The 15,018-nt window shown below is 37.3% G+C and carries 14 protein-coding genes; 10 read left to right on the top strand and 4 right to left on the bottom strand.

What is annotated here, in order from left to right:
• Positions 1-48: 48 nt before the first annotated feature.
• Genes BBBE_RS03270 through BBBE_RS03255 form a run of 4 tightly spaced genes read left to right on the top strand, consistent with a single transcriptional unit; the run spans position 49 to position 3,659 of the window.
• On the top strand, positions 49-1,125 hold the full coding sequence (locus tag BBBE_RS03270; RefSeq protein ID WP_010701179.1) for a branched-chain amino acid ABC transporter permease: 1,077 nt from the start codon (positions 49-51) through the stop codon (positions 1,123-1,125).
• Positions 1,125-2,183, top strand: coding sequence for a branched-chain amino acid ABC transporter permease (locus BBBE_RS03265; protein WP_010701178.1), 1,059 nt, complete (start codon positions 1,125-1,127; stop codon positions 2,181-2,183). Before BBBE_RS03270 ends, BBBE_RS03265 begins: the two co-directional genes overlap by 1 nt.
• Entirely contained in the window at positions 2,180-2,962 is a 783-nt protein-coding gene (locus tag BBBE_RS03260) for an ABC transporter ATP-binding protein (RefSeq protein WP_010701177.1), read from the top strand. The genes BBBE_RS03265 and BBBE_RS03260 overlap by 4 nt, the downstream gene beginning before the upstream one ends.
• A complete protein-coding gene (locus BBBE_RS03255) occupies positions 2,949-3,659 on the top strand; it encodes an ABC transporter ATP-binding protein (RefSeq protein WP_010701176.1) in 711 nt (236 codons plus the stop codon). The genes BBBE_RS03260 and BBBE_RS03255 overlap by 14 nt, the downstream gene beginning before the upstream one ends.
• A gap of 94 nt (positions 3,660-3,753) precedes the next feature.
• Here BBBE_RS03255 and gatA read toward each other — a convergent pair whose 3' ends face one another.
• Together gatA and gatC are read right to left on the bottom strand one after the other, a co-directional pair.
• Complete coding sequence (gatA, locus tag BBBE_RS03250) at positions 3,754-5,238, bottom strand: Asp-tRNA(Asn)/Glu-tRNA(Gln) amidotransferase subunit GatA (protein ID WP_010701175.1); 1,485 nt, start codon at positions 5,236-5,238, stop codon at positions 3,754-3,756.
• Positions 5,239-5,269: 31 nt separating this feature from the next.
• Positions 5,270-5,557 (bottom strand): Asp-tRNA(Asn)/Glu-tRNA(Gln) amidotransferase subunit GatC, encoded by a 288-nt coding sequence (gatC, locus tag BBBE_RS03245; protein WP_010701174.1) that lies wholly within the window; start codon positions 5,555-5,557, stop codon positions 5,270-5,272.
• 156 nt (positions 5,558-5,713) lie between these two features.
• On the opposite strand from gatC, the gene ruvX reads away from it, so the two are divergent.
• A complete protein-coding gene (gene ruvX / locus BBBE_RS03240) occupies positions 5,714-6,193 on the top strand; it encodes a Holliday junction resolvase RuvX (RefSeq protein WP_010701173.1) in 480 nt (159 codons plus the stop codon).
• On the opposite strand, the gene BBBE_RS03235 is transcribed toward ruvX, so the two are convergent.
• The gene (locus BBBE_RS03235) at positions 6,178-7,803 is read right to left on the bottom strand and encodes an acyl-CoA dehydrogenase family protein (RefSeq protein WP_010701172.1); all 1,626 of its coding nucleotides are present in this window, start codon (positions 7,801-7,803) and stop codon (positions 6,178-6,180) included. The genes ruvX and BBBE_RS03235 overlap by 16 nt on opposite strands.
• A gap of 121 nt (positions 7,804-7,924) precedes the next feature.
• Between BBBE_RS03235 and BBBE_RS03230 the strand changes: the two genes are divergently transcribed.
• Genes BBBE_RS03230 through dprA form a run of 4 tightly spaced genes read left to right on the top strand, consistent with a single transcriptional unit; the run spans position 7,925 to position 12,046 of the window.
• Positions 7,925-8,890 (top strand): aspartate carbamoyltransferase catalytic subunit, encoded by a 966-nt coding sequence (locus BBBE_RS03230; protein WP_010701171.1) that lies wholly within the window; start codon positions 7,925-7,927, stop codon positions 8,888-8,890.
• Positions 8,887-10,188: a dihydroorotase gene (locus BBBE_RS03225; RefSeq protein WP_010701170.1), complete on the top strand. Its 1,302-nt coding sequence runs from the start codon at positions 8,887-8,889 to the stop codon at positions 10,186-10,188. Before BBBE_RS03230 ends, BBBE_RS03225 begins: the two co-directional genes overlap by 4 nt.
• Before the next feature lie 12 nt (positions 10,189-10,200).
• A complete protein-coding gene (gene plsY, locus BBBE_RS03220) occupies positions 10,201-10,863 on the top strand; it encodes a glycerol-3-phosphate 1-O-acyltransferase PlsY (RefSeq protein ID WP_010701169.1) in 663 nt (220 codons plus the stop codon).
• Complete coding sequence (gene dprA / locus BBBE_RS03215) at positions 10,856-12,046, top strand: DNA-processing protein DprA (RefSeq protein ID WP_035464646.1); 1,191 nt, start codon at positions 10,856-10,858, stop codon at positions 12,044-12,046. Before plsY ends, dprA begins: the two co-directional genes overlap by 8 nt.
• Here the strand turns inward: dprA and BBBE_RS07610 are convergent.
• Positions 11,976-12,182, bottom strand: a complete 207-nt coding sequence (locus tag BBBE_RS07610) for a hypothetical protein (RefSeq protein ID WP_081632662.1) — start codon at positions 12,180-12,182, stop codon at positions 11,976-11,978. The two genes, dprA and BBBE_RS07610, sit on opposite strands and share 71 nt — an antisense overlap.
• A 245-nt stretch (positions 12,183-12,427) precedes the next feature.
• Between BBBE_RS07610 and topA the strand changes: the two genes are divergently transcribed.
• Complete coding sequence (gene topA / locus BBBE_RS03210; RefSeq protein WP_010701167.1) at positions 12,428-14,986, top strand: type I DNA topoisomerase; 2,559 nt, start codon at positions 12,428-12,430, stop codon at positions 14,984-14,986.
• The last annotated feature ends 32 nt before the right edge of the window (positions 14,987-15,018 follow it).

Here is a 15,018-nt window from a genome sequence, read left to right as displayed (position 1 = left end):
ATCTTATATTCTACCCTATATGAGCTAACAAATGTGGAAGAATAAAAGATGAATACTGAAATGTTCATTCAGCATTTTTTAAACGCACTGGCATTAGGATCACTTTACGGGCTTATCGCGATTGGTTACACCATGGTTTACGGTGTCCTGAGGTTAATTAATTTTGCTCACGGCGATATCTTTATGTTAGGTGCATATTTCGTTTTCTTTTCTACAATCAGCTTTATGCCTGCGTGGGTTGCTATCTTGCTTATATTGTTAGCTCTTCTCATTTATTATTCAGTGTTTATAGGATTTAAAAAACGACCTAAAATTTATTGGATTGCAATTCTTTTTATCCTTATTTCATGCCTTATTTATTACTTAAAAATTGCTCCACAAAACTTTACACCAATCTGGATTGTGGCCATTTGTTTTTCAGTTTTTATCACAAGCGCACTGGGTATTGCTGTTGACCAATGCGCTTATAGACCCCTGCGTAATGCTCCACGAATTTCAGTACTTATCAGTGCAATTGGTATTTCCTTTTTCATTGAAAATCTCGCAACTGTACTTTTTAGCGGTGTTCCAAAAGGTGTAAAACAGCCAGATTTTCTTGTCACACCAATCCAATGGCATTTCGGACAAGGACTAGATACAATTATTCGAATTAGCCCTATGTCTTTTATTGTTCCTGTTGTTTCCTTTATTCTCGTTATCATCTTGTTATGGATTATTCATAAAACAAAACCAGGTCTTGCTATGCGTGCAATCTCGCACGATATTGAAACTGCTCGTTTAATGGGGGTTTCTGTTAATAAGATTATCGCCTTCACATTTGCTATAGGTTCGGCATTAGGTGCTGTAGCAGGGATTATGTGGGCTTTACGTTATCCCCAAATTCAACCTTATATGGGCATTCTTCCTGGACTAAAGGCATTTATTGCTACTGTTATCGGAGGTATTGGCTCAATTCTAGGAGCAATGCTTGGAGGACTGTTATTAGGTTTTCTTGAAGTTATGATTGTCGCCTTTTTTCCGGCTTTATCTGGATATCGAGATGCCTTCGCCTTTATTTTATTAATTATTATCCTATTGGTAATGCCAACTGGTTTAATGGGTAAAAAAAGTCAAGAGAAAATCTAATGGCAAAATCAACTACGCTTTTTCTGTCATTTATTAGTATTGTAGCTCTTATCGGTTTTTTATTTTATGCCGATAATCATTTTAATGACTATACACTGCGTATTATTAATCTTATTGCTATCAACGCCATATTGGCAATTTCGCTTAATTTGATTTACGGATTTACGGGTATGTTCTCTCTTGGACATGCTGGTTTTATGGCTATCGGTGCTTATGTATGTGCAATTTTACTTCTCTCTCCTGAACAAAAAGAAATGATGTGGATTCTAGAACCAATAGCTGAACCATTGCAAAGTTTGCAGTTACCCTTTTTTATCGCTGTTATTATAAGTGGCTTATGTGCTGCAGTTGTAGGCTTATTGATTGCTTTTCCCATACTGCGTCTTGGTGGTGATTATCTTGGAATTGCAACATTAGGTTTTGCAGAAATTATTCGCGTTATTATTACCAATGCTACATCTTTAACAAATGGCTCATTAGGAATTAAAGGGATACCCCAAAATGCTACATTGTGGTGGAATTATGGTTGGTTGGCATTTACAATTATTTTTATAACTCTTTTACTACAAAGTAATATTGGTAATGTATTGCGTGCTATTCGTGACGATGAAATCGCTTCAAAAACAATGGGTATTAATACCTTTTTCTACCGTAGCTTTTCTTTCACTGTTGGTGCATTTTTTGCTGGTATTGGAGGTGCATTGACGGCTGCTCTCATTTCAACCATTGACCCTAAAATGTTTAACTTCCTTCTAACCTTTAATATTTTGATGATCGTTGTTGCTGGCGGTCTTGGTTCTATTACAGGAAGTATTATTGGAAGTATTATTATTACGGTGCTGCTTGAATCACTTCGTATTATCGAATCTCCATTAAACTTAAGCTTTATATGTATCCCAGGAATACCAGGACTACGTATGGTTGTTTTTTCACTTTTATTGTTAGTAATCATTTTATTTTGGAGAAAAGGATTACTAGGTCAACGTGAATTTTCATGGAATTGGATCTATTGCCTTTTAACAAGGAGGACACTCTCTAGTAGTGAGGAAAAGTCATGAACGACATTATCCTTTCACTCAATGATGTTACCATGCGTTTTGGTGGATTAACCGCTGTTAACAATATCAATATGACCATCAAACGGGGAACAATTACTGGATTAATTGGTCCCAATGGTGCAGGAAAAACCACTGTTTTTAATATAATTTCTGGTTTTTATACACCCACAAATGGAACAATTCTTCTAGACAGAGAAAATATTTGTGGTCTTGCACCTTATATTATCTGTAAACGCCATATTGCGCGAACATTTCAAAATATCCGCCTTTTTCAAGGATTAACAGTATTGCAAAATGTTATGGTTGGTGCTCATGTCCGGCAAAAATACCCATGGTTTGCTTCTGTCCTTTTATTACCAAGTGCAATTAAAGAAAAAAACAAGCTTTATAAAGAGTCGATGGAGATTCTTGAACGACTTCAGCTTGCTCATCTCGCCAACCAACCAGCAACCACTTTGGCTTATGGTGCTCAACGGTGTTTAGAAATTGCTCGGGCTTTAGCGACAAAACCCAAATTACTTCTTCTTGATGAACCTGCTGCTGGAATGAATCCTCAAGAAAGTGAAGAACTTAGAAAATTCACCGAAAAAGTAAGAAAAGAATTTGACCTTACAATTCTGCTTATTGAACATGATATGAAAGTTGTCATGGGACTTTGCCAAGATATTTGGGTGCTAGAATATGGCAGTTGTATTGCTAATGGGACACCAGATGAAATTCGCCATAATCCTAAAGTTATAAAAGCTTATCTTGGTGGAGATATGTATGAACATTCTTGAAATAAAAAATCTTCACGTTCATTACGGTGCTATTAAAGCTGTTCAAGATATTTCTATGTCCATAAAAAAAGGGAGTATAGTAACTTTAATTGGTGCCAATGGAGCAGGAAAGAGCAGTACTGTACGTTCTATTGCAGGACTTAACCGGCCTGTTTGTGGAGATATTATCTATAAAGGTAAATCTATTATAAAAAAACAGCCAGAAGAAATTTTGCAATTAGGCATTGCATTAAGTCCTGAAGGACGACGTATTATGCCTCATTTGACTGTTTTAGAAAATCTCCAGCTAGGAGCTTATGTTCGTAATGACAAAGCTGGTATTGCTCATGATATTGAATGGATATTTGACTTATTTCCACGGTTACGTGAAAGGTCCAAGCAATTGGGTGGTACAATGTCAGGTGGTGAACAGCAAATGCTGGCCGTTGGTCGTGCACTCATAAGCAATCCTGATATGGTAATATTGGATGAACCATCTCTTGGTTTAGCACCACTTCTTGTGCAAAAAATTTTTTCGATCGTTCGTAAAATTAATGAAATGGGAAAAACTATCCTTCTTATTGAACAAAACGCATTTGCAGCTCTTTCTGTTGCTGATTATGCTTATATTTTGGAAGTAGGAAAAATTTTATTTCATGGTGAAAGCCAAGCCATACTTTCTGATTCACGTGTAAAAGAAGCATATCTTGGTGGCTAAAAATTATAGCACGAAATTACACTCCCCCAAAGGTTCTCTCGTATCTTAAGGAAAGAGTTTTTTATTGCTTTGTAAAAATGTAAGCTTTTGATTTTTATGGCCACCATTTTTTAGCATTTAATGTTCCCGCCGCTTGCTCTATAATGTAGGCTATCTGAAAAATTGTTTCTTCAGCAAAAGGCTTACCAATCAATTGCAATCCTAACGGTAAACCATTTAATGATAGGCCCGCGGGAACAGAAATGCCTGGTAACCCTGCCATATTAACTGATACAGTACAGATATCATTTAAATACATTGCTATTGTATCATTCTTTATTTTTTCATCAGCAATACCAAAAGCTGATACCGGTGTTGTAGGCGTTAGAATAGCATCAATACCAGTAGCAAAACATTGATCAAAATCACGTTTAATTAATGTTCGCACCTTTTGAGCTCTAAGATAATAAGCATCATAATAACCTGCAGAAAGAACATAAGTTCCTATCAAAATACGCCGTTTGACTTCATCACCAAAGCCAGATGAGCGCGTATTTTCATACATTTCAATGACATCTTTCCCGGGCATACGAAGTCCAAAACGGACACCATCATAGCGTGCTAAATTAGAAGACGCTTCTGCAGGAGCCACAACATAATAAGCAGGCAAAGCATATTTTGTGTGAGGTAATGAAATATCGATAATCTGGGCTCCTGCTTCTTTTAGCCAGTCCATTCCTTTTTGCCAAAGCTCAATAATTTCAGCAGACATTCCTTCAATATAGTATTCTTTTGGAATACCAATTTTCATTCCCTTAATTGATTGACCTATATAATTTTCATAATCAGGTACTGGTATATTAACTGAAGTTGAATCTTTATCATCAAAGGAAGCCATTGATTTAAGCATAATAGCACAATCACGCACATCTCGCCCGATAGGCCCTGCTTGATCGAGCGATGAAGCATAAGCTATAGTTCCCCACCGCGAACACCGCCCATAAGTCGGCTTTATCCCTACAGTACCAGTAAAGGCTGCTGGCTGACGTATTGATCCACCAGTATCAGTTGCCGTTGCTCCTGCACAAAGTCGTGCTGCAACTGCAGCTGCAGAACCACCTGAAGAACCACCTGGTACAAGTTTTTCATCTGATTTTTTTTTCCGCCATGGATTGATAACTGGTCCATAATATGATGTTTCATTAGACGATCCCATTGCAAACTCATCCATATTAAGTTTGCCTAACATAACCGCCCCATCTTTCCACAAATTAGCCGTTACTGTTGATTCGTATTTCGGTTTAAAGCCATCAAGAATATATGAACAAGCTTGAGTATGGACATCTTGTGTTGCAAAAAGATCTTTAATTCCTAGCGGAATCCCTTCTAAAACACCAGCTTGCTTGTTTATAAAACGGTCATCTGATTCAGCAGCCATTTTCATTGCTTGTTCTGCTGTTACTGCCACATAAACATTTAGAGTTGGATTAGCTAATTCAATCGCTTTTAAATAAGCCTCTGTTAATTCAGTTGCTTTTAGATCTCCCTTTGTTAAAGCATCACGAGCTTGTGCAATTGTTAGGGTTGTTAAATCAGTCATATTGATTCTCGAATTTTAAAATATTAAAAAATTACTCTACGACCTTTGAAACAAGAAAGAAATTTTCTTCTGTTATAGGTGCATTTGCTACAATTTCTGCAGCTTTATTACCATCTGTGATACTATCTTCACGCATTCGTAAAGCCATAGGCATTACCGATGTTAATGGTTCAACTCCATTGATATCAACTTCATTAAGTTGTTCTACAAACTTTAAAATGACATTGAATTCTTTTGTCATCCGCTCTATTTCATCATCATGGATGGCAATACGCGCTAAATGTGCCACTCTTTTGACTGTCTTATTATCAACAGACATATTATGCCTTTCTTCTGAATTTTGATTGCGACATTACTCTCTTCATGTTTTGGCTATACAAGCTCACTTCTATAAGCGCAAGAATATTGATATCTGTATCAAAGCTTTACTATAAATATTAACCTAAAATGTTAAGAAACTTTGAGTATAAAACACATGGCTGTCATTAACATACATGAAATTACTACACATCTTTTACCCAAACAAACAATAGCAGGCTTGGATTTAGGCACAAAAACTATTGGGATTGCCATTTCTGATATCAGCTTAACATTTTCAAACCCACGTCCTGTTATTCTGCGAAAAAAATTTACGCTAGATGCTCTTACACTTGTTCAGATCTTTAACAATGAAAATGTAGGAGTTGCTGTCATTGGTTTGCCTATTAATATGGATGGAAGTAATGGCCCTCGTGTTCAAGCAACCCGAACTTTCGTTAGCAATATAGAAACGTATACAAAAGTTCCATTCGTTTTTTGGGATGAACGATTATCAACAATTGCTGCACAACGCTCCCTTTTAGAAATGGATGTATCGCGCGCTAAAAGAGTAACCCGTATTGATTCTGCAGCAGCTGCTTTTATATTACAAGGCGTTCTTGACAGAATTGAGAACCTAAATCACACAGAAGGATAAAGGATCTCCAATAATTGTCCGGGATTATATCGTGCAACCATCATACCATAAGATAACCTCCATTGCCCTCCAAGGCGGCTTTCCATATAAGCATTTACAATATATTCCATTTCCTTATAACGTAGCGATGCAGTTGCAGCAGCATATGCCACTTGCTCAACAAAAAAACGGCCTGCTCCTTCATTTGTCGAAGCCATATGGATAGCAGAGTTTATAATTTCAACTGTCCTCGGACCTGCCGGTCCAATATCAGTTGCAATTTTTTCTAACAATTGCTGAAACAATCCAGGGGCTTTATTAGCTATAAGGATTGCGTCACGTACCAATTGATTAGAATCATTATTTCTAACTATCCGTGCAGATCCATCATGTAACATTTGCGATAATGGATTTCCTTCTACAAAACTTTCTAAACCAAGCTGTGCAATAATTTCACTAACAATAGGAACAACCAATTGATTTACATGACAAGCAATAATAGGTGTCATGATACGTGCAAAAGCTGCTTCAGAGCGAATATTTGTAGCATTATCAAATGCCCGTGCTAAACGTAAAACCAATGCTTGTGAAGCAACAATATCGAGTGCAATGTCAGCAAAAATACGCTCTGTTAGTGGGGGTAGAGGCTGGTTTGGCATTTTTTGCCGAAAAAAATCTACACCAAATTGAAGTGCTGCGCGCAAAACACCTGTTGATATCACAGACTGATCAAAGCGCATCATAGTTTCGATATCTTTAATTACTTTAGCCCCCTCCCCAATATTGCCCAAAAGCCAACCATAACTGCCTTTGAAATGAACAATTCCCTCTGGCACTGAATATTCTCCAGAACGCTGCAATAAATAATGAATTGAGATATTATTTAATTCACCATTTTCTTGTATGCGTGGAACTAAAAAACAGCTTAAATGACCATCTATTTCTGCACTGACAAGATACCCATCAACCACCGGATTAATAACGTTGGTTTTTACACTATTTAAATGATACAGGTCACGCCCCATTTTTTCATCAAAAGAAACTTTCTGAGCAATTGAAAAACTAGAAGGATATTTTTCACTTTTTGCAACATTATCAAAAGCACAAGTAAGAGAAGCACTTTTTTTATTATTAATAGGCTTTGAAGATAAATCATATTGACGTGACAAAAGTACATTTTGCCATCTTTTAAATAATTCAATGTCACCAATTAATACTGCAATAGCTGCGCTTGTTATAATAACTTCATTTAAATGCCCTGTTTCCAAACCGGCAGATAAAGCCAAACGAATAGCACGTGCTTGATAACGTATTCCATTTTCTGCAGCACTATTTTCCCATAGTGAAGTACTTAAACCCACTTGCCTAGAATATCGTTGAAGAGTATGATAAGCGGGGTGGATTTCTAACTGTTCTGTTAAGCAACTCCATTCGTTATTATAACGTAATATTGGTCGATAACAATTTGCTAAACGGGAGAGATCTCGTGCTTCGTGGCTAGCTACAAATGCCCCTATTTCCTCAAAACTTGTTAATAATGATGCAGGTAAACTGGATGCAATACGAAACATAAGTGTATCACTAAGAAACGCATTCTTCCGTTGGCCATTCTGCATAAACAGAGCACTCATAGTATATTCCTTATTCGAATCATTGATATCATAGACTATTTATCTTTTTACAGTTAAAAACATTATTACATTCAAACAAATACTTGTTTAAATTCTTTAGAGATCTCTAGAAAAGAATGCTATGACTCAAAATACTCTTTTTCCGATTTTCCCCTACCGTCACCTTTTAGGTATTAAAGGTTTAAATGTACAAGACCTTATTACACTTCTTGATCGTGCAGATGCAAATATTACTTATTCTAAAACAACTGATAAAAAAAAATCCACACTGCATGGACGTACTCAAATTAATCTTTTCTTTGAAGCCTCTACGCGAACACAATCTTCATTCGAATTAGCTGGCAAGCAATTAGGAGCAAACGTGATGAATATGGCTATTAGTAATTCGTCCGTCAAAAAAGGAGAAACATTGATTGATACGGCAATAACTCTTAATGCAATGAATCCGGATATACTTATCATTCGCCATAACTGCGCTGGAGCAGCTACTCTTTTAGCACAAAAAGTTGATTGTTGTGTCATTAATGCAGGCGATGGTGCACATGAACACCCAACACAAGCTTTATTAGATGCTCTGACCATTCGAAGAATAAAAGGACGTATTGAAGGATTAACTGTTGCAATTTGTGGAGATATCTTGCATTCACGCGTCGCACGTTCCAATATTATTAGTCTTAATGCTTTAGGGGCACGTGTTCGTGTTGTTGCTCCTTCAACACTTCTGCCAACCGGAATAGAAGATATGAGTGTTGAAGTTTTTAACACAATGAAAGAAGGTCTTAAAGATGCCGACGTTATCATGATGTTACGCTTACAACGCGAACGTATGGTAGGTGCCTTTATTCCTTCGGTTCGTGAATATTTTCATCATTTTGGTCTACATAAAGAAAATTTGGCTTATGCCAAAAGTGATTGCATCATCATGCATCCTGGCCCAATAAACCGTGGAGTAGAAATTGCTTCTGACATAGCAGATGGAGCACAAAGTGTGATCCCCATACAAGTAAAAATGGGAATAGCTGTGCGAATGGCTGTTATGGAGGCTTTACTAGATTCACGTCATAATTGGAGTGGAGAAAAAAAATGACAAAACCAATGGTTTTTCAAAACGCTCGTATTGTTGATCCTTCACGTACAATCGATGAAATTGGTACGGTTATCATTGAAAATGGACTGATTACAGCTGCTGGAAAAGAAGCACTAAATCAAGGAACACCTGAAGATGCAGAAATTATTGACGCGCAAAATAAAGTGATTCTACCTGGACTTGTTGATGCACGAGTCTTTGTTGGTGAGCCAGGAGCTGAGCATCGTGAGACAATCGCTTCAGCTAGTCAATCTGCTGCTGCAGGAGGTATTACTTCCTTCCTTATGATGCCAGATACACAACCAGTTATTGATAATGTAGCACTTGTTGAATTTATCACCCGCACAGCACATGAAACGTCATTGGTCAATATTTATCCTGTTGCCGCTATTACTCAAGGGTTAGGTGGACAAGAAATTGCCGAATTTGGTTTGTTAAAAAATGCAGGTGCTGTCGCCTTTAGTGAAGGAAAAAAAACTCTTCAAAATTCAGCTGTTATGCGACGTGCAATGACTTATGCTCGTGATTTTGATGTCACTTTAATTCATGAAACACAAGATAAAGACCTTACAGGTCAAGGTGTGATGAACGAGGGTCTATTAGCAAGTTGGCTTGGTCTTTGTGGAATTCCGCGCGAAGCAGAAGTTATTCCATTGGAAAGAGATTTACGACTGGCTGCGCTAACACAAGCACGTTATCATGCTGCACAAATATCGACAGCTATGTCTGCTGATGCTATTCGTTTAGCAAAACAGAATAATACGAAGATTTCAGCTGGTGTATCTATTAATCATTTATCCCTTAATGAAAATGATATCGGCGAATATCGTACCTTTTTCCGTTTAGTGCCTCCACTACGTGCAGAAGAAGATCGTATAGCAATGATTGAAGCAATAAAAGATGGAACAGTTGATATTATTGTTTCTTCCCATGACCCTCAAGATGTTGATACAAAACGCTTACCCTTCCAAGACGCTCAAGCAGGTGCTATTGGAATGGAAACTCTCTTAAGTGTGGCTTTACTCCTCTATCACAATGACATGATATCTCTTTTGAGACTGACCGAGCTCTTATCAACGGCACCTGCAAAGCTTTTTGGTCTTAATGCTGGAACTCTCGTAAAAGGCGCTAATGCAGATCTTATTTTAGTTGATCTTGATGAACCATGGATATTGTCTTCAGATATGCTACATTCACGTTCAAAAAACACACCATTTGAGAACACTCACTTTCAGGGGCGTGTTGTCCAAACCCTTGTTAAGGGCCAGTCAGTGTTTAAGCTTGATCAACAAAATTGAATGAGATGTTTGATGAATGAAATAGAAGTACTTTTTCAGTTTCATACAGGATTTATTTTTCTAATTTTTCTAATATCTTATCTCATTGGTTCTATCCCATTTGGACTGCTTTTCACACGATTTGCTAAACTTGGTGATATAAGAACAATTGGCTCTGGAAATATTGGAACAACAAATGTTTTACGTACAGGAAATAAAGCAATTGCAGCTCTTACTTTTCTTTGCGATATACTAAAAGGAACTTTTGTTATTTTAATTGCAAAACTTTTAATTAATCGAATAGAAAATGGGATTCCAGTAGAACACAATATTATTGTTATTCTAGCCGGTTTCTTTGCCTTCTTAGGACATATCTTTCCTATATGGCTCAAATTTAAAGGTGGCAAGGGTGTTGCTACTTATCTAGGTGTATGCTTAGGATTTTTTTGGCCAGCAGCAAATATTTTTATTATCATCTGGATAGGGATTTTTCTATTTACGCGTTATTCTTCATTATCTGGGCTTATTGCTGTTATTATTGTTCCAATTTTTGTTTATTTTTTTTCTCCTTACTTCTATGCTCATTACGTAATAATAATGATGAGCGTACTTGTGATTATAAAACATCATACAAATATCGGTAGATTATTAGCTGGAAAAGAAAGTAAGGTTGGTATTAAAAATAGAAATGGATAAGGGGATCCTACTTACTGATCATCAACGTTTAAACTGGTTACGGTTATTACGTAGCGAGAATGTTGGGCCAGTTACTTTTCGTAATTTAATTGACCATTATAAAACAGCGGAAAATGCTTTGGCTGTACTTCCTGAGCTTAGTAGAAAAGGTGGTCGTTGTATGCCTATTCGAATAGCAACGTTAGAAGATGCCGAAAAAGAAATGCAAAAAGCTGAAAAATTGGGTATTCGTTTTGTCGGTGTAGGAGAACCAGATTATCCACCATACCTTAAAGTAACAGAAGCCTCCCCACCACTTATTACCATAAAAGGCAATATTTCAGTTTTTCGTAAACCTTCCGTTGGAATTATTGGTTCTCGAAATGCTTCGGCAGTAGGTAAAAAACTAACTGCTCAATTTTCTCATTTTCTTGGTAAAGCTGGTTTTATAACCATTTCCGGGTTTGCACGTGGAATTGATAGTATTGCTCACCAAACAAGTTTAAAAACAGGCACTGTCGCAGTTATGGCTGGCGGGATTGATCATATCTACCCTCCTGAAAATAAAAAGCTTTATGATGACATTATCACTAATGGTGGGGCAATTATTAGTGAAATGCCTGTTGGCTGGAAACCACGTGCTAACGATTTTCCAAGAAGAAACCGTATTATTGCAGGCTTATCGCTTGGCCTCTTAGTAGCAGAAGCAGCTATGCGGTCAGGATCCTTAATTACAGCCCGTCAAGCTGTTGATATAGGGCGATTAATTTTTGCTATTCCCGGCTCTCCACTTGATCCGAGATCAGTTGGTACAAATAATCTCATTAAAGAAGGTGCTTTGCTGGTTACACATCCTTCTGATATAGTAGAAACACTTACACCATTAGTCTCAAATACTGTAAGTTCTCAGCTCAATCTTTTTGAAAAAGAATATCCAATTCAACAGGAAAGTTTTACTTTGCCTGATACAGAAACTGAAAAACCCGCTCCCATAGGAAATGATGCAGAACGCTTAGCTGTTCTTTCAGCTCTTTCAACAACTCCAATTGACCTAGATACATTAAGCAATCATTCAGATATTCCTTTACAAAACCTCTATCTCTTATTGGTTGAACTTGAACTTGCTGGAAAACTTATTCGACACCCTGATGGTTGTGTGTCATTGTTGGCGTTGAATCCTCCCCAAGCCCCTCAGAGCTATTAATAATACTTTGCCCCTCTTTGGCTACCATATCCAAGAGTAATGCTAAAAGTGGACTATGAGCTTGGCGCGCCATTTGACTCATTTGTTTTGACATATCCGTGATATAATGGATAACTTTTAAACGATTTATAAGCATAATTTTTTTATCCTTGAGCATTCTCCCCATCTCTCAATAGATGTTATTTCAATATTTTACCGCATACTTTTATATTAGCCTCGGGAAATAAGCTGTGAGATCTCTTATAAAGTGTATTTTAAATAATAACAATCAAAAGTTGTATAACATAGTTTTTTTTATGTGTTCTTGACTAATTGCCATTAGCTATTCATTTGAAAGGAGTTTATAGAAAGAATTTTTTATTTTAACATTCGGATAAAATCATGGATATCGTTATCGTCGAATCTCCAGCTAAAGCGAAGACAATTAATAAATATCTTGGATCTCAATATAAAGTAGTAGCATCATTTGGGCATGTACGTGACTTGTCTGCAAAAGATGGCTCTGTTTTACCTGATCAAAATTTTGCCATGAAATGGGATATCGATACCGCTTCTGCAAAACGTTTAAATGAAATAGCAAAAGCAGTTAAAGAAGCTGATAGTCTTATTTTGGCAACTGACCCTGATCGTGAAGGGGAAGCCATTTCATGGCATATCCTTGATGTTCTTAATCAAAAAAAAGTTTTAAAGGACAAACCTGTTAAACGAGTTGTTTTCAACGCAATCACCAAAAAATCTGTACTGGATGCTATGAATAATCCACGCGATATCGATCTATCGCTTGTCGATGCTTATCTTGCACGCCGTGCTCTTGATTATCTTGTTGGTTTTACACTCTCACCTGTTTTATGGCGTAAACTGCCTGGTTCACGTTCGGCTGGTCGTGTTCAATCAGTTGCCTTGCGTATTATTTGCGATCGCGAATCAGAAATAGAACATTTTATCAAAGAAGATTATTGGTCAATTACAACATGCTTAAAAACGATTCGAGATGATAATTTTTACGCGCGACTGGTAGCATTTAACCAAGAAAAACTTGGAAAGCTTGATATTAAATCCTCAGAACAGGCGGATAAAATCCGCTCCATGTTGGAAGAAGCAGAATATCACACCTTAAATGTTGAAGCAAAACCTATAAAAAGAAATCCTTCTCCACCATTTACAACATCCACATTACAACAAGCTGCCTCCTCAAAATTAGGTTTCTCAGCCTCTCGTACTATGCGAATTGCCCAAAAACTTTATGAAGGTGTTGAAATTAATGGTGAAACGTCAGGTCTTATCACTTATATGCGTACAGATGGTGTACAAATGGCACCAGAAGCCATTGATTCAGCACGAAAAATGATTAAAGAGTCGTTTGGCAATGACTATGTTCCTGAAAAACCGCGTTTTTATTCAACAAAAGCAAAAAATGCGCAAGAAGCACATGAAGCTATTCGCCCAACAGACTTTCAACGCAACCCCAGTCAAGTACGCAATTTTCTTGATAGTGACCAAGCAAAACTGTACGAATTGATATGGAAGCGCGCTATTGCAAGCCAAATGCGTTCTGCTGAAATTGAACGCACAACGATTGAAATTCAAGCGATTCAAGGAAAAAATAACGCAAATTTGCGTGCAACAGGGTCTGTTATCCGCTTTGATGGTTTTATTTCTGCCTATACCGATCAACGAGATGAAGAAAATAGTGAAGGTGATGAATCAGAGCACCTACCCCATGTCAACACTGGTGAAACACTGATAAAAGAAAAAGTTGAGGTAACTCAACATACTACGGAACCCCCTCCTCGTTATTCTGAAGCCTCATTAATCAAAAAACTTGAAGAATTGGGGATTGGTCGCCCTTCAACTTATGCCTCTATATTGGCAATACTTTCTGATCGCGGCTATACTGTGACTGATAAACGAAAGCTTGTTCCTGATGCTAAGGGACGTATTGTCACAGCTTTTCTTGAAAATTTCTTTAATCGTTATGTAGAATATGACTTTACGGCAAACCTTGAAGAAAAACTCGATCTCATATCGGATGGAAAATTAGCTTGGAAAGATGTTTTACATGAATTTTGGAATGAATTTAATGCATCCGTCATCGATATCCAGAAATTGCGTATAACACATGTCCTTGATGTTTTAAACGTAATATTAGCGCCTCTTGCTTTTCCTATACGTGAAGATGGAAGTGATTCCCGATCTTGCCCCCTTTGTACAAATGGCCAGTTATCGCTAAAATTAAGTCGTTACGGCGCATTTGTTGGTTGTTCCAATTATCCTGAGTGCAAATATACACGCCAACTTGGTATAGATACAGGAGAAGAAAATGAAGTTGTGCGCAGTGATGAACCTCTTGTACTTGGCGTTGATCCTGAAACGGGGAAAGATATTTCTCTTTGCACTGGCCGCTTTGGTTCATATATTAAACTTGGTCAGGATAAAGGAGCTAAACGTGTAGGGTTACCAAAAGAGTGGGCAAGAAAAAATATTGATCTTAATCAAGCCCTATCTTTGCTATCCCTTCCCCGTGAAATTGGGATTCATCCTGAAACGGGAAAAATAATTACCGCCACAATTGGGCGATATGGTCCCTACCTTTCTCATGATGGAAAATCTGCCAATCTTTCCGATATCAATGAAGTTTTTGAGATTGGTATTAATCGTGCTGTTACAATATTAGCTGAAAAACAAGAAAATAAAACAAAACGAGGTCGGACAGCACCTGAAGCACTGATCACATTAGGTGAACACCCAGAAGGTGGAGCTGTCACTGTGCGCGATGGACGTTACGGCTTATATGTAAATTGGGGAAAAATCAATGCAACATTACCCAAAGATAAAGACCCAGCTGATGTAACGCTTTTAGAAGCATTAGACCTTCTCTTAGCCAAAACATCTAGCCCTAAAAAAGCAAAAAAAGCTGGTAGTAAAAAAACAACTGCGTAGAAAAAATAAATTTCTTCCAAAATAAAAGAGGT

This window comes from Bartonella bovis 91-4 (genome assembly GCF_000384965.1).
In the GTDB taxonomy this organism is placed as follows: Bacteria; Pseudomonadota; Alphaproteobacteria; order Rhizobiales; family Rhizobiaceae; genus Bartonella; species Bartonella bovis.
The sequence above is the reverse complement of the archived record's forward strand: the minus strand, read 5'-3'. Positions and strand labels throughout refer to the sequence as shown.